This window comes from Mannheimia sp. USDA-ARS-USMARC-1261 (assembly GCF_000521605.1).
GTDB classification, from domain to species: domain Bacteria; phylum Pseudomonadota; class Gammaproteobacteria; order Enterobacterales; family Pasteurellaceae; genus Mannheimia; species Mannheimia indoligenes.
In genome coordinates this window covers 878,083-901,486 of sequence record NZ_CP006942.1, presented here as the reverse complement: position 1 = coordinate 901,486, position 23,404 = coordinate 878,083, and the positions used below count along the sequence as shown (strand labels likewise).

19 protein-coding genes and 1 pseudogene are annotated in these 23,404 nt (G+C 40.1%); 8 read left to right on the top strand and 12 right to left on the bottom strand.

All coding sequences use genetic code 11. The features are described 5' to 3' along the window. Nucleotides 1-4: 4 nt before the first annotated feature. From rapA to X781_RS04345, 3 genes are all read right to left on the bottom strand, one after another. Nucleotides 5-2,917 carry an RNA polymerase-associated protein RapA gene (gene rapA / locus X781_RS04355; RefSeq protein ID WP_025235744.1) on the bottom strand — a complete coding sequence of 971 codons (2,913 nt, stop codon included), beginning with the start codon at nt 2,915-2,917 and terminating at the stop codon, nt 5-7. Between the two features lie 158 nt (nt 2,918-3,075). Further along, the gene (locus X781_RS04350) at nt 3,076-3,441 is read right to left on the bottom strand and encodes a hypothetical protein (RefSeq protein WP_025235743.1); all 366 of its coding nucleotides are present in this window, start codon (nt 3,439-3,441) and stop codon (nt 3,076-3,078) included. A 98-nt stretch (nt 3,442-3,539) separates the two neighbouring features. Then, a complete protein-coding gene (locus X781_RS04345; RefSeq protein ID WP_025235742.1) occupies nt 3,540-4,865 on the bottom strand; it encodes an anti-phage deoxyguanosine triphosphatase in 1,326 nt (441 codons plus the stop codon). Nucleotides 4,866-4,935: 70 nt separating this feature from the next. Here X781_RS04345 and rlmD point away from each other — a divergent pair, with 70 nt between their 5' ends. Continuing rightward, a complete protein-coding gene (gene rlmD, locus X781_RS04340) occupies nt 4,936-6,252 on the top strand; it encodes a 23S rRNA (uracil(1939)-C(5))-methyltransferase RlmD (RefSeq protein WP_025235741.1) in 1,317 nt (438 codons plus the stop codon). An 82-nt stretch (nt 6,253-6,334) separates the two neighbouring features. Here the strand turns inward: rlmD and X781_RS04335 are convergent, their stop codons facing one another. The 3 genes from X781_RS04335 to menC all read right to left on the bottom strand — a co-directional run bounded on the left by X781_RS04335 (nt 6,335) and on the right by menC (nt 9,256). Continuing rightward, complete coding sequence (locus tag X781_RS04335; RefSeq protein WP_025235740.1) at nt 6,335-7,519, bottom strand: Bcr/CflA family multidrug efflux MFS transporter; 1,185 nt, start codon at nt 7,517-7,519, stop codon at nt 6,335-6,337. Further along, nucleotides 7,519-8,211 carry a 16S rRNA pseudouridine(516) synthase RsuA gene (rsuA, locus tag X781_RS04330; RefSeq protein ID WP_025235739.1) on the bottom strand — a complete coding sequence of 231 codons (693 nt, stop codon included), beginning with the start codon at nt 8,209-8,211 and terminating at the stop codon, nt 7,519-7,521. Before rsuA ends, X781_RS04335 begins: the two co-directional genes overlap by 1 nt. A gap of 88 nt (nt 8,212-8,299) precedes the next feature. Then, entirely contained in the window at nt 8,300-9,256 is a 957-nt protein-coding gene (gene menC, locus X781_RS04325; RefSeq protein WP_025235738.1) for an o-succinylbenzoate synthase, read from the bottom strand. 147 nt (nt 9,257-9,403) lie between these two features. Here menC and metG point away from each other — a divergent pair. Both metG and ndk read left to right on the top strand, forming a co-directional pair. Next, nucleotides 9,404-11,472: pseudogene (metG, locus tag X781_RS04320) on the top strand (methionine--tRNA ligase). A gap of 9 nt (nt 11,473-11,481) precedes the next feature. Beyond that, entirely contained in the window at nt 11,482-11,898 is a 417-nt protein-coding gene (gene ndk / locus X781_RS04315) for a nucleoside-diphosphate kinase (RefSeq protein ID WP_025235737.1), read from the top strand. A 56-nt stretch (nt 11,899-11,954) separates the two neighbouring features. Here ndk and greA read toward each other — a convergent pair whose 3' ends face one another. Further along, nucleotides 11,955-12,431, bottom strand: coding sequence for a transcription elongation factor GreA (gene greA, locus X781_RS04310; RefSeq protein ID WP_025217005.1), 477 nt, complete (start codon nt 12,429-12,431; stop codon nt 11,955-11,957). 96 nt (nt 12,432-12,527) lie between these two features. Between greA and dacB the strand changes: the two genes are divergently transcribed. Together dacB and X781_RS04300 are read left to right on the top strand one after the other, a co-directional pair. Continuing rightward, on the top strand, nt 12,528-13,973 hold the full coding sequence (dacB, locus tag X781_RS04305; RefSeq protein ID WP_025235736.1) for a serine-type D-Ala-D-Ala carboxypeptidase: 1,446 nt from the start codon (nt 12,528-12,530) through the stop codon (nt 13,971-13,973). Between the two features lie 14 nt (nt 13,974-13,987). Continuing rightward, on the top strand, nt 13,988-14,818 hold the full coding sequence (locus X781_RS04300; RefSeq protein ID WP_025235735.1) for a GIY-YIG nuclease family protein: 831 nt from the start codon (nt 13,988-13,990) through the stop codon (nt 14,816-14,818). A gap of 49 nt (nt 14,819-14,867) precedes the next feature. Here the strand turns inward: X781_RS04300 and X781_RS04295 are convergent, their stop codons facing one another. Next, complete coding sequence (locus X781_RS04295) at nt 14,868-15,137, bottom strand: GNAT family N-acetyltransferase (protein WP_025235734.1); 270 nt, start codon at nt 15,135-15,137, stop codon at nt 14,868-14,870. A gap of 168 nt (nt 15,138-15,305) precedes the next feature. Here X781_RS04295 and X781_RS04290 point away from each other — a divergent pair, with 168 nt between their 5' ends. Beyond that, nucleotides 15,306-16,199 carry an IS256 family transposase, variant Zn-binding type gene (locus X781_RS04290; RefSeq protein WP_442914788.1) on the top strand — a complete coding sequence of 298 codons (894 nt, stop codon included), beginning with the start codon at nt 15,306-15,308 and terminating at the stop codon, nt 16,197-16,199. Between the two features lie 189 nt (nt 16,200-16,388). Continuing rightward, nucleotides 16,389-17,978, top strand: coding sequence for a bifunctional phosphoribosylaminoimidazolecarboxamide formyltransferase/IMP cyclohydrolase (gene purH, locus X781_RS04285; protein WP_025235732.1), 1,590 nt, complete (start codon nt 16,389-16,391; stop codon nt 17,976-17,978). Between the two features lie 50 nt (nt 17,979-18,028). Here the strand turns inward: purH and X781_RS04280 are convergent, their stop codons facing one another. The 4 genes from X781_RS04280 to X781_RS04265 all read right to left on the bottom strand — a co-directional run bounded on the left by X781_RS04280 (nt 18,029) and on the right by X781_RS04265 (nt 22,867). Beyond that, complete coding sequence (locus X781_RS04280) at nt 18,029-19,405, bottom strand: L-serine ammonia-lyase (protein WP_025235731.1); 1,377 nt, start codon at nt 19,403-19,405, stop codon at nt 18,029-18,031. Nucleotides 19,406-19,448: 43 nt separating this feature from the next. Further along, nucleotides 19,449-20,675, bottom strand: coding sequence for a serine/threonine transporter (locus X781_RS04275; protein WP_025235730.1), 1,227 nt, complete (start codon nt 20,673-20,675; stop codon nt 19,449-19,451). A gap of 264 nt (nt 20,676-20,939) precedes the next feature. After that, a complete protein-coding gene (gene dapA / locus X781_RS04270) occupies nt 20,940-21,833 on the bottom strand; it encodes a 4-hydroxy-tetrahydrodipicolinate synthase (protein WP_025235729.1) in 894 nt (297 codons plus the stop codon). 89 nt (nt 21,834-21,922) lie between these two features. After that, nucleotides 21,923-22,867: a Kdo(2)-lipid IV(A) acyltransferase gene (locus X781_RS04265; protein ID WP_025235728.1), complete on the bottom strand. Its 945-nt coding sequence runs from the start codon at nt 22,865-22,867 to the stop codon at nt 21,923-21,925. A 180-nt stretch (nt 22,868-23,047) separates the two neighbouring features. Here X781_RS04265 and hpf point away from each other — a divergent pair, with 180 nt between their 5' ends. Further along, nucleotides 23,048-23,332: a ribosome hibernation-promoting factor, HPF/YfiA family gene (hpf, locus tag X781_RS04260; protein ID WP_025235727.1), complete on the top strand. Its 285-nt coding sequence runs from the start codon at nt 23,048-23,050 to the stop codon at nt 23,330-23,332. Nucleotides 23,333-23,404: the final 72 nt, after the last annotated feature.

The window sequence follows — 23,404 nt, the reverse complement described above, 5'->3', positions numbered from 1 at the left end:
TAAGCTACTCTTTATTACTCACAATCACACGCAAGCAATCCAAACGGTAATTTGCAAGGGCGATTTGTGCTAATGTTTCGTTGAGCTGTTGCTCTAATGCCTCAACTTCATCAGCTCGAATATTTTTATTTACCATTTTGAGGGATTCCAAGCGGTGTAATTCTGCTTTTAATTTACTATTTGCCTCAAATGTGGCGGTTTCAATTACTTCTTGCACTTGAGGTAGCACGGCTTTTTCACTTGCTTTAATCAACTTCTCAATATCTGCCCGTGCCATTTTCGCAATTTTATTTGCCATCTGCTTATTCACAGGTTTTAAATGGCGTTCAAGCCCTGCAAAGGAAACCTGTGGAGCAATGTTATTACCTTTGTTATCCACTAAAATGCGAATTGGTGTTGGTGGCAAGAAACGCGTTAAATTCAAGCCTTTTGGAGCTTGTGTTTCCACAATATAAATGGCTTCAAGTAATAATGTACCGGCAGGTAATTTATTATTCACCAACAATGAAACTGCTGATTTCCCCATATCGCCAGAGGTAATTAAATCAATGCCGTTGCGGATCATCGGGTGATCCCAAGTGAGAAACTCCACATCTTCACGCATTAGAGCTAATTCACGATCAAAGGTAATGGTTGTCCCCTCTTCCGACACCCCCGGAAAATCCGGTACTAACATATGCCCTGTTGGGCTAATCACAATGCTCTGCTCGCCTAAATCTTCTTGCTCCACGCCAATCACATCAAATAAATTCAGGGCAAAATTTACGAGGTGCGGATTATTATCTTCTTTAGCGATATCTGCTGCAAGCTGTTGAGCGATTTCTCCACCATTAGAATTGAGTTCTAATAATCTATCTCGCCCTTTTTCTAATTCTGTTTTCAATTGTTGCCGGCGTTTATGTGTTTTCGCTAAAAAGTCATCAAATTGCTCTGAAAATTCAGGTTTTTTCAAGAAAACTTGTAATTCTTCATTAAATTCACGGAAAATTGCCGTTCCCATCGGACAGGTTTCTTCAAACGCATTTAAGCCTTTGTGATACCACTGTGCCAACATTTGCTGAGCTGACAAATTAAAGCACGGCACATAAATTTGGATATCGTTTTTCTGCCCGATACGATCTAAACGCCCAATACTTTGTTCGAGTAAATCAGGATTATCCGGCAGGCTAAACAGTACCAAATCTTTAGCAAATTGGAAGTTACGCCCTTCTGAACCAATGCTTGAGCTAATCAGTACTTGAGCACCTTCTTCTTGTTGAGCAAAATAAGCCGCTGCTTTATCACGCTCAACAATCGACATTTTCTCGTGGAATACTGCCGAGCGGATCGCCTCACGCTCACGCAGAACTTGCTCTAACGCAATCGCCGTATCCGCTTGTTTACAGATAACCAAAACTTTTTCTTCACGATGATTTTTCAAGAAGGTAATTAGCCACTCAATACGAGGGTCAAAATCCGCCCATTTAGCATTTGGGTTCATTCGCTGGAACAAGTATTCCGGATAAAGTAAATCCGTTTGGCTCACACTCCCCATCATAGCCATCACTTTTAACGCATTTTGGTATTGTTTCGGCATTTCCAAGCTGATTTGGTGATATTCACGATGAGGGAAACCTTTCACGCCTTGACGGGTATTTCTAAACAATACGCGGCTTGTTCCGTGTCGGTCAATCAGCTCACTAATCAACTCTTGTCTGGCTTGCAAGCGGTCATTTTCGTCCGATTTTTTGCTATTGATCGCTCGGAACATCGGCTCGGTATCCTGCTCGCTTAGCAATTCTGCAATAGTATTCTGCTCGTCATTTGTGAGAGGCTTATCATTTAATAATGTCGCCACCGCATCCGCAACGGGCTGATATTGCGTTTGCTCCGCCACAAAGCTGTTGTAATCATAAAAACGATCGGAATCGAGCAGAGCTAGGCGAGCAAAATGGCTCTCTTGCCCTAGTTGCTCAGGCGTTGCGGTTAAAAGTAAGACCGAAGGAATACTTTTCGCTAAATTTTCGACAAATTGATAACCCACCGAAGGTTGTTCTTCCGACCATTCTAAATGATGAGCTTCATCAACAATCATCAAATCCCACCCGGCATCAAGCACCTGTTTTGCTCGCTGTGGTGCGGTTTCCAACCAGTTCAGTGAAGTAATCACTAAAGATTCACTTTCAAATGGATTCTCGCTGGCGTTCTCACCGTTTTCATATTCCTTATCAAAATCACTACAACGATCTTCATCAAATAGCGAAAATTTCAGATTAAAACGGCGGAGCATTTCCACCAGCCATTGGTGTTGCAGGCTTTCCGGCACGAGCACCAGCACACGCTCTACTCTGCCACTAAAAAGCTGCTGTTGTAAAATCATTCCCGCTTCAATGGTTTTTCCTAAACCCACTTCATCAGCAAGTAAAACACGCGGCGATAAACGCTGCCCAACTTCTTTAGCAATGTGTAATTGATGGGGAATTAGGCTGGCTCGAATACCACGCAAGCCTCTCAAAGGCGATTGATACTGAGCTTGTTGATGCTCTAACGCACGAAAACGTAACGCAAATCGATCGCTACGATCAATTTGTGCCGAGAAAAGTCTATCCTGTGGCTTGCTAAAGCTAATTTTGTGATCGAGTTGCATTTCAGGCAAAACAGCCTCTTCTCCATTATCGACCCTTTTCCCCAAATAAATCGCAACACCTTGATTTTCAACTACATCTACAATATCAAGCTGCCAACCTTCAAGGCTATTAATTCTATCGCCTGCTTGAAACTGCACACGGGTTAAAGGGGCAACAGAAATAGCATACACTCGCTCTTCTTCCGCTGCGGGGAAATTAATGGTAACAGTGCGATGATCCACCGCTTTCACAATACCTAAACCTAAATTATTTTCCGATTCACTTAGCCAACGCTGACCGACTAAAAACATTCTTTTCCTCTAAAGACGATTTACTTATTTTTCTAGGTAGCTATTTTAGCAAATTCTACTCCTGCTATGCTTTACTATTTTTGCAAAAAAGCTCAACAAAAAGACCGCTTGTGCGGTTAAAACACACAAGCGGTCTTTTTTATTTTAGATTTTACAAATTATTTATTATCTAAATCTAACTCTGCTTTATATTCGATGCGATCTTTGCCTTCCAATTCAATATCAACATCCAATTCTTGCTGATTACGTTTGAATTTTAAATCGGCATCTTTATCTTTAATTTCTGATTTAACTAAATCAAAACCTTTGCTTTTAGCGTGTTCAATGGCTTTTTCTGCTAAACCACGCACATCTGTTCCTTTAACGTGGTATTCAACCTCAAATTCATTCTTACCTTGAAGCTCTGATTTAATTAATTCGCCTTGTGGTTGATAAATTTCCTCAGGTACAGCTACCGCTTGAGCAAATGCAGTTGCAGAAGCAAATGTTGTAAGAATTAATAATGCTTTATTTAAGTTTTTCATAAGAATCTCCTATTCTTTGGTTAAAAGTCGAGTTAATTACTCAACTATATTTTATGACTAAGCGAATTTCAGTTAGTTCATTTAATTTTAAAAAAATGTTAAAAATTTTTAAAAAGTTTGAATGCCTGCCCGTCTGACATACCGGCTAAGTAGTCGCAAATTACCCTTGCTCGTTTAGCTTCTTCCGAATTTTTCCAACGTTCACGTACATTATTCGGTAATAATCGCATCGGATCGCTACTTAAAATATCAAATAACTCCATTAAAATGCGTTGCCCTTTGCGTTCTACTCGCTGGGTTTTAGCATCACAAATCACATATTGATACACAAAATCTTTCAGAATTTTCAGCACGCAAGCAACATTATCAGGCAAGTAGGCGTTGTAACGTAGCAACGGCTCATCAAATTCAGGGAGTTCTTTCCAACGCACGTTAGTAATAAAGTGATTGACTAAAGCCCCAATCACATCTTTACGTTCATAACGATGTTGTGAAAATAAATTTTTACTCATTTCAGACAAACGCTCTTTTATCCAATCTGATCCACTTTCTTTCAGTAATTTTTCCGCATTTTGCCAAGATTGTGGCGTAACCATTCCGCCAACAATCGCATCTTCCAAATCGTGTACGCCGTAGGCAATATCGTCTGCCAGTTCCATAATGCTACAATCAAGAGACTTATAGCGGGTTTTGTTCGGCTTTTTAGGAGCTTTGTTTTGCTCAACCGAGCAGAATTGTTGCTTATCTTTTTCACTTAAAGGAGCTAAAACCCAATCGAAAAAGTGCTCATCATCATCAAAAATGCCTTTACTTTGAGGAAAATCGTGCAGATTAATGTGGTGAGTATTCTCCATTTCTGCTGGTTCAAGAGGAAAACTTACGGATAATAATGATGGATATTTCATCACACCAAGCAAGGTACGACGAGTTAAATTCATACCTGCCCTTTCAGTGTAAGGCTCGAGCTGGGTCATAATGCGGAAAGATTGAGCATTCCCTTCAAAACCGCCAAATTCACGCATTTTATAATTTAATGCCATCTCGCCACCGTGTCCAAAAGGTGGATGCCCGAGATCGTGAGCAAAGCAGAGCGATTCAATCAGACTACGAGAAGGTAATAAAGCGGTCAAATTTTCTTCATCTTTTGCAAGTTTTGGATCAGAACAGACCGCTTGAAAGCCTGCTTTATCGTCTAATAATTTTTCACGCAAGCTACTGCCGATTTGTGCCACTTCCAACGAATGAGTTAAGCGGGTGCGGTAAAAATCGTCCTCCCCCACAGCGTGAATTTGCGTTTTGGCTTGTAAGCAGCGAAAGGCTTCGGAGTGCAGAAGTCTTGCTCTATCACGCTGAAAGGGTGAGCGATGATCTTGCTCTCTCTTTTTATCTACCAAGTAACGTTCAGTCCAAACCGCTGAAATCATATTGCCTCCATTTTCCACAAAATGCTTTTCTTATATAATACACCCATTTTTTATTCTGTATATTATACTAATGGCTATTTTTTACTCTGAAAAATCTGCAAAAAAACCGCAAAAACCGACCGCTCGTCAAATTGTGCAAATTCAATCTTTGGATTACCAAGGCTTAGGCATCGCTAAAATTAACGGTAAAACCTGGTTTATTGAAAATGCCTTGCCCGATGAGCAGGTAGAATTTAAGGTGATTGAAGAAAAACGCCAATACGGACGCGGACAAGCGGTCAAAATTCTTAAAAAATCGGCAAATCGTACAATGCCGAGCTGTGAGCTTTACGGCAAATGCGGTGGCTGCCAAATGCAACATATTTCGCTTGAATTACAACGTGAGGCGAAACAAAACGCCCTATTTCAACGTCTGCAAAAATTGCAACGTGAAGAAATTGCTTTCCAACCGATGATTGTCGGCAATGATAAAGCCTACCGCCGCCGAGCCAAACTCAGCATTGCCATTCAAAACAATGAATTGGTGATGGGCTTTCGCTTGCAAAATTCCAACCAAATCATACCGCTTGCACAGTGCGAAGTGCTGGTTGAGCCGCTTTCTCATCTCTTACCTAAACTGCAAAGTCTTGTGGCACAGTGGAAAAACAAGAAAAAATTAGGACATATCGAATTAGTACAAGCTGATAACACCACTGCTCTATTTTTACGCCATTTAGGGCAATTATCGGCACAAGATCGTGAAAATTTACTGCACTTTGCAGAACAAAATGCCCTTTCTGTTTTTCTGATGTGTGAAGAGAATCAACTCGAATACCTATGCGGTGAACTGCTTTATTATGAAATTCAAAGCTTGAAACTGCATTTTTCTATTCGAGATTTTATTCAAGTAAACGGCAAGTTAAATGAAAAAATGGTAGAAAAAGCCCTTGAATGGCTTGAGCTCTCAAATGATGATCGTGTGTTAGATCTGTTTTGTGGAATGGGGAATTTCACTCTTCCGATTGCCAAAACCGCTAAATCGGTAGTCGGCATTGAGGGCGTTGAGCCAATGGTGAAACAAGCCCGCTTAAATGCGGCTGCAAGCGGTCTAAAAAACGTGGAATTTTACCAAACCAACTTAGATGAGCCTTTTGCCGATAAACCTTGGGCGAAAGTCCCTTTTGATAAAGTCCTGCTCGACCCGGCACGCAACGGGGCATTATTTTGTTTAGATCACCTTGCCGCTCTCAACCCTGAGCGAATTGTTTATGTTTCTTGCAACCCGGCAACGCTCGTGCGTGATGCAGAAAAGCTATTGCAATTTGGCTATCGCCTAGAAAAAGTGGCGATGATTGATATGTTCCCTCATACAGGGCATTTGGAGTCGATTTCGTTGTTTAGGAAATAATGCCCAATTCCTTTTTGCAAAATTCCGTTTAAAAATAACCGCTTGTTATGGGATCGTGTTGGTGGGTTAAAACCCACCCTACCTAATGTTTCTGATAACAGAGAAAATAATAAACCACCCCTGCGGTAATGGTACACAACGCCATTGCATAGAGCATTGGGGCTTCGCTGATAATCGCAATATGGGAAAGCCCAGCTCCCACAAGCGAGGCAATGCCAAATCGAGCCGTGCCGGCAACGCCGTTTGCTGTGCCTGCCATTTGTGGGTAGCGGTCTAAAATGGCGGCGGAGGCATTGCTGCCGATGGTGGAAAGCATTCCAATATAAAACGGCACGCCTAACGCCATCGCCCAGAAACCAAGTTCAAACATCGCAGTTAAGGCTAGCCAAATTCCGGCTAGCACTTGTAAGGCTAAGGCAATTTGCAGCATTCTTTCCGAGCCGACTTTAACCACCATTTTGCTGTTGATGGCGGTCATTATTACCATCACCACCATATTTAAGCCGAAGAAGTAGCCAAAATATTCCTGCGAAATGCCGTAAATACCGATGTAAACAATCGAGCCTGAGGTGAGAAAACAGAAAATGCCGGCAAAGGTTAAGCCGCCAATCAGCACATATCCTAAAGTGGGCTTATGCGATAAAAGTTCGGAAAAGTTTTTCAGGCTTTTGCCAAAACTCAGCGGTAAACGTTTCTCTTTTGGCAAGGTTTCGGGGATTTTCCAGCTGATTAACGCCACGCAAAGCAATCCCATTGACATCAGCACATAAAAAATCGAATGCCAATGGAAATATTTCGCCACATAACCGCCGATAATTGGGGCAAGCAGCGGAGCGAGCATTGAAATAATCATAATGATCGACATTAAGCGAGCAAATTGATTTTTCTCGAACAGATCCCGCACCAATGCCCCAAGCACCACCGCAGGGGCAGAGGCACATAAGCCTTGAATTAAACGCAATATATAGAAAGTGTTGATATTTTCCACTTGCGTGAGGAAATAAGCGGCGATTGCCGAACCAATCAGCCCGATTAAAATAATGACCTTTCGCCCAAAACTATCTGCCATCGGCCCCCAGAAAAGTTGCCCGCAACCGAAACCTAATGTAAACAAGGCTAAGGTGGTTTGCACCTTTTCTTGCGAAACGGCTAGATCTTTGGCGATATCCAAAAACGATGGCAAGTACATATCAATCGCCAAAGGTGGCATCATCGCCATCATTCCTAAAATGATAAAAAAACTGGCGGCAGGTCTTTTATTTTCCATTAGAAACTCTCAATTTCAGTTTGTGTGAGCGGGCGGAATTCCCCCTCAGTTAAATCATCATCTAGCACCACATCGCCAATTCGCCAACGGTGCAAGGCTTCCACTTTATTGCCTAAGGCGGCAAACATTCGCTTGACTTGGTGATAACGCCCTTCACTAATTGTCAAATTCACATTGTAATCGTCTAAAATTTCCAGTTGAGCTGGCAAAGTCGGATCTTTTTCGCCACGCAGTAAAATACCCTCCGCAAGTTTTTCAGCATAAAAATCTTCGACAGGATCTGCCAACGTTACCAAATAAGTTTTTTCGCAATGGTGCTTTGGCGAAGTAATGCGGTGCGACCATTTGCCGTCATCGGTTAATAACACTAATCCTGTAGTATCCACATCTAACCGCCCTGCGGTATGTAACTTGGTCATCAGCGGATAGTCAAAAAATTGGAACACGGTTGGATATTCACCATCATCATTCGAGCAGATATAGCCTTGCGGCTTGTAGAGCATAAAATATTGCCCCTCCTCTACCCATTCAAGTGGCTCTCCTTGGTAGCAAATTTCATCATCTTGGCTAATTTTAGCCGCTCCGCTTTTTTCAATTTTGCCATTAACGGTCACTTCGCCGCTTTTCAATACTTTTGCTGCTTGGGAACGGGTTAAGCCGGTGTTTTCGGCAATGAATTTATCTAAACGCATAGTTTCTCTTTTATTTATAATTTACATTTGGACACGTTCCCCTCTTTAGCAAAGAGGGGAGCTATATTCTTTTAAAAATTAATCTCAATTATACCACAACTTCCCACACGAATTGGCTCTGTTCGTCCACAAGCGGTAAGGCTGATCCCTGCCATTCTCGCAATAATTGATGCTGCATTAAATTCAACGTATCCAGTCCCGGCGTACTGTTTGGGGTGTATTGAAAAGCAAGCCGAGCAAGCTGAGTAAGCCCTAAACTGCTTTCAAGGCTTGAGCTGATAACCGCCATCAAGCCTAAATGGTGAGCTTGCTCAATCAAGGTTTTGCATTTTTGGATTGAGCCGATAAGCGTCGGTTTTAACACAATAGCGGTTAAATTTTTCTCTTTTTTTACCAAGAAATTCGGCTCTCGCACCGTTTCATCCCACGCAATCGCAATGTGGGTTTGCTCGGCAAATTGTCGGGAGAGTTCCGGTGTTTGGCAGGGTTCTTCGATAAATTGGATTCTTGGCTTATTAGCATTTGCAATTTTTTCGGCAAATTTGACCGCTTGTTCTAAGCTCCACAGGCGGTTAGCGTCAAGCCTGAGTTGTAAATTTGGGAAAGTGTTCAGCAATAGATTTGCCTGTTCGCCCTCACTTTCAGGATCTACACCGATTTTTAATTTACCAAGCCTAACCGTAGGCTGAAATTTCGCCAAATCACCATAGCATAAAACGGCAGATTGATAATTGCCCTGCTCGCCCAACTCACCATTCAATTCCGCCAACGCACAGCTTAACCCAAAGGCAATGGAGGGAAAAAGGGAATCCAATTCTGTTTCTTTCCCGATTTGCCACGCTTTCAGCCACGTTTTGGCTTGATGTTCCGCTTGCTCGAGAGATTCTTCACTAAAAGTCGGGAGCGGTGCAATTTCCCCCCAGCCGATTTGCTCATTTTGCTGGAGTTTAACGATTAAACCTTCCCGCTCGGTTAAAGTCTGTTTGCGTAATACCACGCCTGTTTGAATCGGTAAGCGGTAGCGATAAAGCTGAATTTGTCGCATTGATTATCCCCAATCATTTGCAAAATTTAATGATTATTCTACCGCTTGTTGGTTCAAAGCTCTAATAAATTCAAGCGAACTAGTAAATTTCACGGTTTTGGGCTAAAATATGCGACAAATTTTTACAGAAAATTAACGAGAAAAAGAATGTCTAACCAAAAACGAAAAATGCTTGTTACTTGTGCCTTGCCTTACGCTAATGGTGCAATTCATTTAGGTCATATGCTTGAGCATATTCAAGCGGATATTTGGGTGCGTTTTCAACGTATGCGTGGTAACGAGGTGCATTTTGTGTGTGCCGATGATGCACACGGCACGCCAATTATGCTTAACGCTAATAAATTAGGTATTACCCCTGAGCAACTTATCGAAAAAGCCAAAGCCGATCATATTGCCGATTTTGAAGGCTTTAATATCAGCTTTGATAATTATCACTCAACCCACAGCGAAGAAAACCGTAAAATCACCAGTGAAATCTATAAAAAATTGCGTGCGAACGGTTTTATCAAAAGCAAAGTGATTTCTCAGCTTTTCGACCCTGAAAAAAATATGTTTCTGCCGGATCGTTTCGTCAAAGGTAATTGCCCGAAATGTAAAGCGGAAGATCAGTATGGCGATAACTGCGAAGTTTGTGCCTCCACTTATAGCCCGATGGATTTGATTAATCCACGCTCGGCAGTGTCCGGCTCAACACCGGTGGTAAAAGAGTCCGAGCATTTCTTCTTTGATTTACCAAGTTTTGAAGGAATGTTAAAAGAGTGGACACGCTCCGGCTCGCTACAATCTGAAATTGCAAACAAAATGCAAGAGTGGTTTGAAAGCGGCTTACAGCAATGGGACATCAGCCGTGATGCCCCTTATTTCGGCTTTGAAATTCCCGATGCACCGGGCAAATTCTTCTATGTATGGCTTGATGCCCCTATCGGCTATATGGCATCGTTTAAAAATTTATGCGACCGTCAAGGCATTAACTTTGAGGAGTTTTGGCAAAAAGATTCGCAGACCGAACTGTATCACTTTATCGGTAAAGACATTGTCTATTTCCACAGCCTGTTCTGGCCGGCAATGTTAGAAGGCAGCGGCTATCGTAAACCGACTAACGTTTTTGCTCACGGTTATGTAACGGTGGATGGCGCGAAGATGTCGAAATCTCGTGGCACATTCATTCAAGCCAGCACCTATTTGAAACATATCGACCCTGAATGTTTACGTTATTACTATGCGGCTAAATTAAACGACCGCATTGAAGATTTAGACTTCAGCCTTGATGATTTTGTACAACGTGTAAATAGCGATATCGTCAATAAATTAGTGAACCTTGCCTCTCGTAACGCCGGTTTTATCGCTAAACGTTTTGAAGGCAAATTAGCGGATAAATTGGACGATGAAGCCCTATTCAATGATTTCATCGCACAGGCGGAGACCATTGCCAATTACTATGAAAGCCGTGAATTTAACAAGGCTATTCGTGTGATTATGGAATTAACCGACAAAGCGAATAAATATATTGACGACAAAGCCCCGTGGGTGATCGCCAAAGAAGAAGGCAAAGATGCGGAATTACAAGCCGTTTGCTCGATGGGTATTGAATTATTCCGCATTTTAATGAGCTACTTAAAACCGGTACTACCGCAACTGGCAGCTCGTTCAGAGGCGTTTTTACAAACCACATTAACGTGGGATAACATCGCTACCCCATTATTAGGGCATACCGTTGCACCGTTTAAATCACTCTTCTCACGTCTTGAGAAAAAACAGATTGATGCGGTCATTGACGAAACCAAAGCGTTATTTGCAGATGCTCAAAAAGAAACGCAAAAATCAGAAGAGAAAAAGGAAAACAAGCGGTGGAAAACCAAGAAAATTCTGCAATCGAGCCGATCGCTCCAGAAATCACCATTGATGATTTTGCGAAATTAGATTTACGTGCGGCTAAAGTCTTACACTGCGAAGCTGTACCAAAATCAGACAAAATGTTGCGTTTTGAGCTAGACTTAGGCGACCACAAACGCCAAGTATTCTCAGGCATTAAAGCGGCTTATCCAACCCCGGAAGAGTTAATCGGACGTTTTGTGATCGTGATTGCAAACCTCGCTCCACGCAAAATGTCGTTTGGCTTATCTGAGGGAATGATTTTATCAGCCGGCACAGGCGGTGCTAATTTATTCTTGTTAGATGCAGACAGCGGCGTACAACCGGGTATGCAGGTAAAATAGGAGAACAATATGATTCAACAAACCCTTTCTATCATTAAACCGGATGCTACTCGCCGCAATCTTATCGGTAAAATTCTGGCACATTTAGAATCTGCAGGTTTAACGGTAAAAGCACTTAAACGCCTTCACCTCACCCGTGAACAAGCAGAAGGATTTTACGCAGAACACAAAGGCAAAGAATTTTTTGAGCCTTTAGTAGAATTTATGACTTCTGCACCTATTGTGGTGTCAGTGCTGGAGGGAGAAAATGCGATTTCGCACTATCGTGATTTAATGGGGGCAACTAATCCGGATAATCGTGAAAAAGGTACCATTCGTGATCTTTACGCCTTAAGTATGCGTGAAAACTCGGTTCACGGTTCTGACTCGGAAGAATCGGCAAAACGTGAAATTGCTTATTTCTTCGTGCCGAGTGAGATTGTGTAATTTAACTAAGGGCTAATGTAAAACGTAGGGGCTAATTGCAATTAGCCCCTACAAGATTAAATATACTCTACGCCGACAATATCAAATTCCACTTTACCGCCAGGCGTGGTAATACTCACAGAATCATCAACTTCTTTGCCAACTAAGCCACGAGCAATCGGCGAATTAACAGAAATTAAGCCCTCTTTGATGTTCGCTTCATCATCACCTACAATGCGGTAGGTAACTTCTTCATCTGTTTCTGCATTAACTAATTGCACTGTTGCACCAAAAATCACTTTGCCATTATTGGTCATTTTTGTTACATCAATAATTTGAGCGTTACCTAATTTACCCTCAATTTCTTGAATACGACCTTCGCAGAAACCTTGCTGCTCACGGGCGGCGTGATATTCCGCATTCTCTTTTAAATCGCCGTGTTCACGGGCTTCGGCAATGGCATCAATAATCTGCGGGCGACGCACATTTTTCAAAAAATCCAATTCTTCACGCAGTTGCTCCGCACCACGCACAGTCATAGGAATTTGTTTCATTAAGTCTGTTTCCTTACTAAAAATTATCGGTTTACGAATTAAATTGAAAGGGCTATTATTCAATTTCTAACTAAAAATTTCAACTCCCCTTTTATTATGATTTTTAAAAACGCCACTCGCTCTTTTTTTCAGAAATTTATCTTATCCACATTACTTATTCCAAGCCTTGTACAAGCAGAAATTAATGCTAAAGAACTCATTCAAACCTTGCCAGCTGGCACTTCAGTGAGTTTTATTGCTAAAAACTTAGACACTAATCAGATTATCACTCAGCATCAAAGTGATGTTTTTATGCTACCGGCAAGCACTCAGAAAGTGTTTACGGCATTAGCAGCAAAATTAACCTTAAGTGATGAATTTCGCTTTCAAACCGCTCTTTTAACGAATAGCACGGTTGAAAACGGCGTGTTAAAAGGTAACTTAATTGCCCGTTTTACCGGTGATCCGGAGCTTACAAGCGGTCAAATTTATCAATTAATTAGCAAATTAAAGCAACAAGGTATCAACAAAATTGAAGGGGATTTAATTTTAGATACGTCCGTTTTTGCCAGCCACGACAAAGCTTCCGGCTGGATTTGGAATGATTTAACAATGTGCTTTAACGCCCCACCGGCGGCGATTAATATTGATAGAAACTGCTTTTATGTTAGTTTAAATGCCGATCAGCCAATAGGCGAATTTGCCAAAGTGGATGTGCCTTCTGCCTATCCTGTACAGGTGTTTAGTTCTGCGTATGTTGTAGATAGCAAAGAAGCCCCTTTTTGCCAACTTGATGTGGTGGTTCACGATAACAATCGCTATCAAATTAAAGGCTGTACGGCTCGCCAATCCAAACCGTTTGGGTTAAGTTTCTCAGTGCAAGATCCTACCAACTATGGGGCAAATATCATCAATAAACATTTGAAAAGTCTAGGCATTGAGTTTAACGGACAGCTAAAAGAGCCTTTAACGCCACAAGCAGGCACAGTATTAGCCGAACACTATTCAGAGCCATTGCCTGTATTACTTAAAAAAATGATGAAAAAATCGGATAACCAAATTGCTGATGCCTTGTTTAGAACCGTTGCCAATAAACAACATAACCGTCCTGCTTCTTTTCAGTTAGGTAGTTATGTAATTCGCCAACTGTTAAAATCAAAAGCCAATATTGATTTTAAAAATAGTGTTGTTGCCGATGGTTCAGGGCTTTCCCGCCATAATCAAATAAGTAGCCAAACGATGTTAGAAACCCTTGAATATATCGCTCAAAATGAAGATACATTACATTTATTTGAAACCTTCCCAATTGCAGGGGTGGACGGTACTATTTCCAGCAGAGGCTCAATTTCCACCGAACCGCTGGCGAAAAATCTGATTGCCAAAACAGGAGCATTAAAGGGTGTTTATAACCTTGCCGGCTTTATGAAAAATGCACGCGGTGAGCGAATTGCCTTCGTGCAATTTATTAGTGGTTATTCCACAGGCGAGCTGGAAAGTAAAACGAAACGGGCTCCACTGAACACCTTTGAAAATCAATTTTATATGGCGTTGTTTAATGAATAAGGAAGACTATATTTATGGTTACTCATACTGTTATTGTTACCGATAGAGGGCGAGATAATATTACGGTTTACACGAAAGAACCTGCATTCTTTGTGATTGCAGACCGTACAGATTTTAATGCTCTCAAGCATTTAGAAGAGGCAAATAAGGCAGGCATTTATATTTTATTGGGCGAAAATAAACGATATATCGGACAAGCTTCAGGTAAGATTTATGATCGTATCGCCAAGCATATTAAAGATGATACCAAAACTTGGTGGAATAAAATTATTTTCTTTGGTCGAGAAGATGGACATTTAGATAAATCACAAACTGATTATCTTGAAAAAATACTCATCAATGAATTTAAGAATACCGATTTAATTCTTGAAAATGGCACTATCGGCAACACCTCTTATATTGACAAAACCAGTAAAATCAAAGCAAAAAATGTATTTGATATTGTACAAGAGATTATGGAAGAAGTAGCTCATATCAATATTTTTGAGAGTGAATTGAACAATGAGGAGCTATTATCAGAAGAAACCCCACATTGTTGGATTGAACTTACCGATGGTACTAAAATTTCGGGGAGAAATTTTAGAGATAATCAAAAAAACTTCTTCAAGCATCTATTAAATTCTCATTATCGAGAGCTGGTCGAAAACTACATCAGAAACGGAAAACCGACCTTAACACATTGTGTTGGTTCAGAGCCTTGCTACCGACCAAATGGTATGGCATATACAACAAAACTTGAAGACGGTATTTATCTCTATACACATTCATCAACGGCTCAACGCCGTAAATCAATTCAATCTTTTGCGGATAGTATCGGGCTAAAGATCACCTTCCATTGGGGGTAAATACAAGCGGTCGTAAATTTTTCATATTTTACGACCGCTTGTATCTTCATTAAGAAATTAAATCTCGATGGCTTCGTTGCATTTTGACATCAATATAGCTGCAGCTTGGCTTGATTTTTAATGCTTTTTCTTGGGCAAAAGCTATTAAGGCATTATAAAGCTCACCGGCAATTCCCTTGCCTTGAAAGACTTCATCAACCCTTGTGGTGTAGGCATCAATCACATTTTCTTTGATGTAGCGGTAACGCAATGTGCCGGCTTTTACTCCGCTTTCATCAATATACGCAAATTCAAAATTATCAAGATTGTGTTTAATCATAAATCCCCCTGTTGTTTAGGCTTTATTTTACGCAGTTTAACTGTGGATACAAGCGGTTGTTTTTGCAAAAAATTAGGTATAGTGGACAAAATTGAGTCTGTAAATTAGGTTAAAACCTTGTAATATAAGGCTTTAACCTACTTTTTATAAAAATGCCTAAAAAATTGCATTTTCTGCTCATCTTTTAATCTCAAAAAATACGGTAAAATTAACGGTATCCAACGCTATAAATGCCTTGATTGTAACCGTAACTTTGTCGCATCTAAGCGACTTAATTCCGAAGAAATTTGGTTTAAGTACAGTTCTCAAAAACAAACGATTCAACAACTTGCTTTTGAATACCAATGTTCTGAACGGACGATTAGAAGGCATCTCGAAAAAGCGACAAAAGCCGAGCAAAAATCTCTTCCTCAAACAGTAAATATCGTGATGGATACCACTCACTTTAAACAACGTTTTGCTGTACTTATCCTAATGGATTCCTTATCTTTAAAGCCGATTTATTTTCGCTTTATTTCTGCGGAGAAAAATCAATATTATTTTGAAGCTATCTCAGCGTTAATTGAAAAAGGAATTAACATTCAATCAATTACCTGTGATGGAAGAAGAGGATTATTAAATGCTTACCCCAATATTCCTATCCAAATGTGCCACTTCCATCAAATCGGGCGAGGTATTTTTTATTTAACAAAATCACCAAAATCAGAGGCAGGAAAAGAGCTACTATCGCTTTATTACTCACTTAAATTTCAAACACAAGAAACACTTACTCTAGCCCTATCTGTATGGTTAAATAAACATAAAGGTTATTTCAATGAACGTTCTGCAACCAACCCAAAACGATTTAAACATAAGCGATTACGGAGTGCTTATTGGAGTTTAAAACGTATCATAAACTATCTATTTACCTACCAAGCGTATCCCGAGTTAAACATTGCACATACAACCAACTTGGTGGAGTCATTTTTTAGACAAATGAAAGTCAAATTAGTGCCACATCAAGGACTAACTGATGAACATAAGATGATGTTTATAAAGGATTTTGTTTGCCAAAAGAGTTGAAAATAAAGCCATAGCAGACTCAAAAATGTCCACTATGGCTAGTTCATTGGGAAATCAGACTCAATTTTGTCCACTATCCCAAAAATTATGCAAATTCGACCGCTTGCAGATGAAAAAAGCAAACGATTGCTTTATAATATCCGCCGTTTATTTCACATTTTAACACTCATTTTAAGGAACTTAGAAAAAATGGCGATTCAACAAGCGTTATTAAGTGTGTCTGATAAAAAAGGCATTGTCGAATTTGCACAAGGGCTTGCCGCTCGTGGTGTAAAATTACTTTCTACAGGTGGTACGGCAAAATTATTAGCAGAAGCCGGCTTAGCTGTAACGGAAGTATCTGACTACACAGGCTTCCCTGAAATGATGGACGGTCGTGTAAAAACCCTTCACCCGAAAGTACACGGTGGGATTTTAGGTCGCCGTGGTACTGATAATGAAATTATGAACCAACACGGCATTGAACGTATTGATATGGTGGTGGTAAATCTGTATCCGTTTGCGGCAACGGTGGCAAAACCGAATTGTACTTTGGAAGATGCGGTGGAAAATATCGACATCGGCGGTCCAACAATGGTGCGTTCTGCGGCGAAAAACCATAAAGATGTAGCGATCGTGGTGAATAATAACGATTTTGATGCAATCCTTGCCGAAATGGATCAAAACCAAAACAGTTTAACCTTAGAAACCCGTTTCAACTTAGCAATCAAAGCCTTTGAGCATACTGCACAATACGATTCAATGATCGCCAACTACTTCGGGCAAAAAGTACCGCCTTACCAAGGAGCTGAGGAAGAGGATTTAACCCAAGTTTGCGGTCAATTCCCACGCACATTAAACCTGAATTTTGTGCGTAAACAAACAATGCGTTACGGTGAAAATGCGCACCAAAATGCGGCTTTCTACGTAGAAAATGAAGTGAAAGAAGCCTCCGTGTCCACAGCTAAACAGTTACAAGGCAAAGCCCTTTCTTACAACAACATCGCCGATACCGATGCAGCATTAGAGTGCGTAAAAGAATTTGCTGAACCGGCTTGCGTGATTGTGAAACACGCCAACCCTTGCGGTGTAGCGTTAGGCAAAGATATTTTAGAAGCCTATAACCGTGCTTACCAAACCGACCCAACTTCTGCTTTCGGCGGTATTATTGCCTTTAACCGTGAATTAGACGGTGAAACAGCACAAACTATTGCAGATCGCCAATTTGTGGAAGTGATTATCGCCCCAATAATTTCCGAAGCGGCAAAAAAAGCGTTGGCGAAGAAGAAAAATGTGCGTGTGTTAGAGTGCGGTGAATTCAGCCAAGCAGAAAAACGTTTAGATTACAAACGTGTGAACGGTGGCTTATTGGTACAAGATGCGGATCAAGGTTCAGTTTCAATCGAAGATTTACAAGTGGTATCTGAACGCAAACCAACAGAAGCAGAATTAAAAGATTTACTGTTCTGCTGGAAAGTGGCGAAATATGTGAAATCCAATGCGATTGTGTATGCGAAAGATGGTCAGACTATCGGCATCGGTGCAGGGCAAATGAGCCGTGTCTATTCGGCGAAAATTGCGGGCATTAAAGCAGAAGATGAAGGCTTACAAGTGGCTGGTTGCGTGATGGCATCTGATGCTTTCTTCCCATTCCGTGATGGTATTGATGCAGCGGCAAAAGTCGGTATTACTTGTGTAATCCACCCGGGCGGTTCAATGCGTGATCAAGAGGTGATTGATGCTGCAAACGAACACGGTATGGCGATGGTATTAACAGGAATGAGACATTTCCGTCATTAATATTTAGTTAAACTAAAAGGCTATCTTGTTAAAAGATAGCCTTTGCTTATTTAATCACAGGGTAAGACTTTAATCGCTAGACCGCCCGTTGAAGTTTCACGGTATTTTGCGTTCATATCCCGACCTGTTTCATACATCGTTTCGATCACTTTATCTAAACTCACTTGTGGTGAAGAGGTTCGGCGTAATGCCATTCGACTTGCATTAATCGCTTTGACCGAAGCTATCGCATTTCGCTCAATACAAGGTACTTGTACTTGTCCACCAACAGGATCACAAGTTAAACCGAGATTATGTTCCATCGCAATTTCTGCCGCCATACAAACTTGTTCTGCACTACCGCCCATAATTTCAGTAAGCCCTGCTGCTGCCATTGAACAAGCTACCCCCACCTCGCCTTGACAACCTACTTCTGCCCCAGAAATCGATGCATTCATTTTGTAAAGAGAACCTATCACACTGGTTGTGAGTAAATAACGCTCAATTGTTTCTTGGTTAAGTTGGGCGATAAATTTCTGATAATAAGCTAATACAGCAGGCACAATTCCACAAGCACCATTAGTTGGGGCAGTTACCACTCGTCCGCCTGCTGCATTTTCCTCATTAACGGCAAGGGCAAACATATTGACCCAGTCGATAATTTGCATAGGATCTGTATTAAACTTACTGTTAGCCTCTAACATCCTACGTAATGAACAAGCTCGGCGAGCTACTTTAAGTGGACCGGGTAACAATCCTTCTGTATGTACACCCCGTTCAATACAGGCTTCCATTGTCTGCCAAATCATTGCGAGATAATCAGAAATTTCTTCTTTTGAGCGTAATGCTAACTCATTTTTCCACACAAGTGAGGAAATAGGTAATCCATTCTCTTTACAATGACGTAGCAAATCAGCCGCATTACGATAAGGAAAAGGCACAGAGACATCACTCTCCTTGACCTTTTCAAAATTTGCCTCATCAACAATAAATCCGCCACCAATTGAGTAATAGGTATTTTCAAATAAGATTTCTTCGCCACTTAAAGCCGTGAACTTCACGCCATTTTCGTGTAGCGGTAAGAAATCATTATGAAATGGCATATCCTCAAAAAAATCAAATTGAATCTGCTTAGGTTCATCACTGCTTTCTGCAACCACCAGTTGCTTATTTTGTTTTAAACTTTCAATGGTGTTATCAATACGCTCAATATCCACATTATGTGGCAAATAACCCATTAGCCCCATAATAATGGCGATATCGGTATTATGTCCACGCCCTGTTAAGGATAGCGAACCATAAACATCAACCTTCAAGCGGTCAATTTTTGCCAAAAATTTGCGACTTTGTAATTCATCAACAAATTCTTTTGCCGCTTTCATTGGTCCAACAGTGTGGGAACTGGAAGGTCCAATTCCCACTTTAAACATATCAAATACGCTAATCATAAATACGCATCCACAATAAAATCAAAAGTGTATTTTACTCGGATTAGAGTAATCCGTACACAATAGCTGAAATTGCAATACAGCCCATAACAAATACAAAAATTTGTCCAAATTCATTTTTAAAGCGAGCAAGGGCTGGCACTTTGTAAACTGCATACACCGGCATAATGAATAAAATCATCGCAATAATTGGACCACCTAAGCTCTCAATAAAACCTAAGATACTTGGGTTAATAGTTGCTACAATCCATAAAATGACTAAAAACGTAACAGCAGTAATTTTTCGGAATTTGTTCGGTTCAATCGGTGCTTCACGCATTTGATTCACCAAACCTTCTAATCCCTCGCGAGCTCCTAAATAATGCCCAAAGAATGAACTACCAATCGCTAAAAATGCCACTAATGGTCCGAAATAGGAAATAATCGGATTATCGAATTTATTTGCTAAGTAAGACAAAATCGAGATATTTTGTACTTTTGCTTCGGCTAATTCTGCTGGTGTTAGCGTAAGTACACAGCTAAACACAAAAAACATTACAAATAATACTAAGATAAATGCTGTAGAGCGTAGCACTTTAGCTGCTTCAGTTTCTGTTTTATGCTCATCTTGGTAATGTTTTTGTTGAGAGAGTGCAAATGAGGAAATCGCTGGTGAATGGTTGAAGGCAAACACTAAAACCGGAATGGTTAGCCAAAGTGTAGTTAAGAACTCGCTGGTGGTTGGCATTTGTTGTAACGCCGCAGTATTCCATTGTGGAATAAGATAAATAGATAAACCCAATAAAATTAGCACTAAAGGATATACTAACCAAGTTGTAATTTTTAGCATTACTTCTTCGTTAAGTAGCATAACCCCAATCATAGCAGCAATTAAAATAAAGGATAATACTGCTCTAGACGGTGGCATTATGTGGAGCTGATTTTCCATAAAAGAACTAACGGTATTTGTAATTCCAACACCATAAATCAGTAAAATTGGAAAAATAGCAAAAAAATAAAGCAGTGTAATCAATTTACCTGCTTGTTCACCAAAATGCTCTCGCACAACGGCAGTAATATCACTTCCTTTATGTTTTGAAGAAAGCACAAAACGAGTTAAGCCACGATGTGCTAAATAAGTCATAGGACCAACTAATAATGTCATTACAACTAATGGGTAAAACCCTCCCATACCTGCATTGATAGGCAAAAATAGAACACCTGCTCCCACCGCAGTACCAAATAAATTAAGTACCCAAGTGAGAGAAAAACGTTGAGATGGCGTAGCCATAATATAATCTCCTTTTATAAAGTTAAAAAACAGGGCTATACTAGCTCTATAAATAGGGAAAACAATGGCTTTTTATTCATTTTTTGATATAACTATCAAAAGCAGAAAAAATAGTTTTTTATATGGAGAATAATTAAGCAAGCAGGATAAAAATTTATCTAAATCAAGGAAGTTGGTGTTTTTATATTTTAGAATATACTATTTATCAAAATAAAAAAACCAGTTAATCAAATTAACTGGTTTTAATATATTTGCAAAAAATAATTAAATTAAGCCCGCTTGTTGTAACGCTTTTAATACTGTAGGTTGTGCTGATTCAGATAAGGTAGTTAATGGTAAGCGTAAGTTTGGCTCGCTAATTAAACCTAATTTATAAGTAGCCCATTTTACCGGAATCGGGTTAGATTCTACGAATAAATCACGGTGCAAAGCCATTAAGCGGTTATTGATTTCTTCTGCTTCATCAAATTTACCTGCTAAAGCTAACTCACACATTTTTGCCATATCTGCCGCAGCAACATTATTTGTTACGGAAATCACACCTTGACCACCTTGCTTCATTGATTCAAAGCCTGTTGCATCATCACCACTTAAGAAAATAAAATCATCGCCGGCTAATTGTTTGATTAACGGTAAACGACTTAAATCTCCGGTGGCTTCTTTTACGGCTACGATGTTTTCAATTTTTGCCAAGCGACCGATGGTTTCAGGTTTTAAATCACTCCCTGTGCGACCCGGCACATTGTAAAGGATTTGTGGAAGATCTGTACTCTCAGCAATCGCTTTATAGTGTAAATACATTCCTTCTTGGGTTGGCTTATTGTAATAAGGCACAACGCTCAAACAACCGGCTACGCCGCTGTTTGCTAATAGTTTGGTCATTGTAATTGCTTCACTGGTAGCATTTGAGCCTGTACCTGCAATAACAGGAATGCGACCATCTGCAAATTCAACGGTCTTTTGAATTACTTTGACATTTTCATCAATGCTTAAAGTTGTAGACTCACCTGTTGTGCCCACCGAAACAATGCCGTGAGAACCGGCTTGAATGTGATATTCCACTAATTTTTTTAAATCTTGGAAATCCACTTCACCGTGAGTCATTGGGGTTACTAAAGCAACAATGCTGCCGTGAAATAAAGGGGTTGCCATAATCATCTCCTGCATTTTTTATTATGATAAATATACTTCTGCTAGATTGCAAAATTCAGCTTAAATATGCAAGCACTTTTTTCAATTATTTAAAATTAATCATAAAGGCTCTTATCATCTTCATTTGGTCGCGTTTTAAAACGGCGATGTAACCACATATATTGCGTTGGTGCATTCATAATTTCACGCTCTACCACTTTATTCATTAAGATGGCAGTATCCACTTCATTTTGACTCTGGCTGAAATCAACCGGAGGACTAATTTTAATTGTATAACCCGAATAATCTTCATTACGCATTGGACTGAACGGAATGACCACCGCATTAAGTGCAGAACGAATCAGCATATAGCTGCCTGCCGTTGTACAAGTATCTTCTACTGCAAAAAAAGGCACAAAAACACTATTTCTTCTACCATAATCGTGATCTGGTGCATACCAAATCATCTCGCCATTTTTCAATGCTCTAATCATCCCTCGAACATCTTTGCGATCAAGCATTGCTTTATTAGAACGGATTCTACCTCGAAACTGTATCCAATCTAATAATGGATTATCATTTGGGCGATAAACACCAATACCTTGATGATGCAAGCCAATAATCCTTGCACCAAGTTCTAAGGTTAAGAAATGTACGCCAACTAACAATATACCTTGATTGTTACCGGCACGTTGCTTTAAATATTCCCCTCCTTCCACTTTTGACCATTTCAGAATGCGAGCATCAGACCAGAACCACGCCATACCAGTTTCGATAATCGCCATTCCCACCGACTTCATATTTTCTTGCACTAATTCTTCAACTTGCTCGGCAGAATAATGGGGGAAACAGAGTTCTAAATTACGGCGGGCAATTCTCATACGGCGTTTTCCAAAGCCTAACTTGGTAAATAAATTCCCTAAACCTAAACCGATTTTAACTAAAATAGGATAAGGCAAGCAGAGGATTAATTTAAAAATACCTAATCCAAGCCATAATCCCCAATATTTTGGATGTAAAAATTGTTTTTGAAACGGAGGTAGCTGTTTTTTCTCGCTCATCATCAAATCTCAGTTGTCTATTTATTAGAGATATTATAGCCAAAAATAGTTAAAAATGTTAAGTAGATCAAATTTTTAGAAATTTATTCCATTTTTCACTTGAATTTTTGGAGTGAACCGCATATTTTGATTACAAGATATCAACGGCAAAAAGCCTTAACTAAACAAGAGGAAAATGTTATGTCACTAAATATTTCAAGCAAACAAATGGACATTACCCCTGCAATCCGTACTCATATTCAGGAGCGTTTAGCTAAGTTAGAAAAATATCATACCCAGCTGATAAATCCACATTTTATGTTGATCAAGCAGCCGAATACCTTCCAAGTAGAAGCTACAATCGGTACACCTTTAGGCGACTTGGTTGCAAAATCAGAACACGAAGATTTATATAATGCTATTTTCGATGTGAAGAAAAAATTAGAAGGACAATTAATTAAACTGAAAGAAAAACACGAACATTAATTTTTCTTGATATTTTAAGGGCTAAATGAAAAATCATTTAGCCCTATTTTTTACTTTTTACAAGCGGTTCAA

Coding starts and splice junctions, on each gene's coding strand:
- X781_RS04350 (WP_025235743.1), bottom strand. CDS start 3,441: ATGAAAAACTTAAATAAAGCATTATTAATTCTTACAACATTTGCTTCT.
- X781_RS04265 (WP_025235728.1), bottom strand. CDS start 22,867: ATGAGCGAGAAAAAACAGCTACCTCCGTTTCAAAAACAATTTTTACAT.
- ndk (WP_025235737.1), top strand. CDS start 11,482: ATGATTCAACAAACCCTTTCTATCATTAAACCGGATGCTACTCGCCGC.
- X781_RS04335 (WP_025235740.1), bottom strand. CDS start 7,519: ATGGAAAATAAAAGACCTGCCGCCAGTTTTTTTATCATTTTAGGAATG.
- X781_RS04300 (WP_025235735.1), top strand. CDS start 13,988: ATGGTTACTCATACTGTTATTGTTACCGATAGAGGGCGAGATAATATT.
- X781_RS04280 (WP_025235731.1), bottom strand. CDS start 19,405: ATGATTAGCGTATTTGATATGTTTAAAGTGGGAATTGGACCTTCCAGT.
- hpf (WP_025235727.1), top strand. CDS start 23,048: ATGTCACTAAATATTTCAAGCAAACAAATGGACATTACCCCTGCAATC.
- menC (WP_025235738.1), bottom strand. CDS start 9,256: ATGCGACAAATTCAGCTTTATCGCTACCGCTTACCGATTCAAACAGGC.
- X781_RS04275 (WP_025235730.1), bottom strand. CDS start 20,675: ATGGCTACGCCATCTCAACGTTTTTCTCTCACTTGGGTACTTAATTTA.
- rapA (WP_025235744.1), bottom strand. CDS start 2,917: ATGTTTTTAGTCGGTCAGCGTTGGCTAAGTGAATCGGAAAATAATTTA.
- rlmD (WP_025235741.1), top strand. CDS start 4,936: ATGGCTATTTTTTACTCTGAAAAATCTGCAAAAAAACCGCAAAAACCG.
- purH (WP_025235732.1), top strand. CDS start 16,389: ATGGCGATTCAACAAGCGTTATTAAGTGTGTCTGATAAAAAAGGCATT.
- X781_RS04345 (WP_025235742.1), bottom strand. CDS start 4,865: ATGATTTCAGCGGTTTGGACTGAACGTTACTTGGTAGATAAAAAGAGA.
- dacB (WP_025235736.1), top strand. CDS start 12,528: ATGATTTTTAAAAACGCCACTCGCTCTTTTTTTCAGAAATTTATCTTA.
- dapA (WP_025235729.1), bottom strand. CDS start 21,833: ATGATTATGGCAACCCCTTTATTTCACGGCAGCATTGTTGCTTTAGTA.
- rsuA (WP_025235739.1), bottom strand. CDS start 8,211: ATGCGTTTAGATAAATTCATTGCCGAAAACACCGGCTTAACCCGTTCC.
- X781_RS04295 (WP_025235734.1), bottom strand. CDS start 15,137: ATGATTAAACACAATCTTGATAATTTTGAATTTGCGTATATTGATGAA.
- greA (WP_025217005.1), bottom strand. CDS start 12,431: ATGAAACAAATTCCTATGACTGTGCGTGGTGCGGAGCAACTGCGTGAA.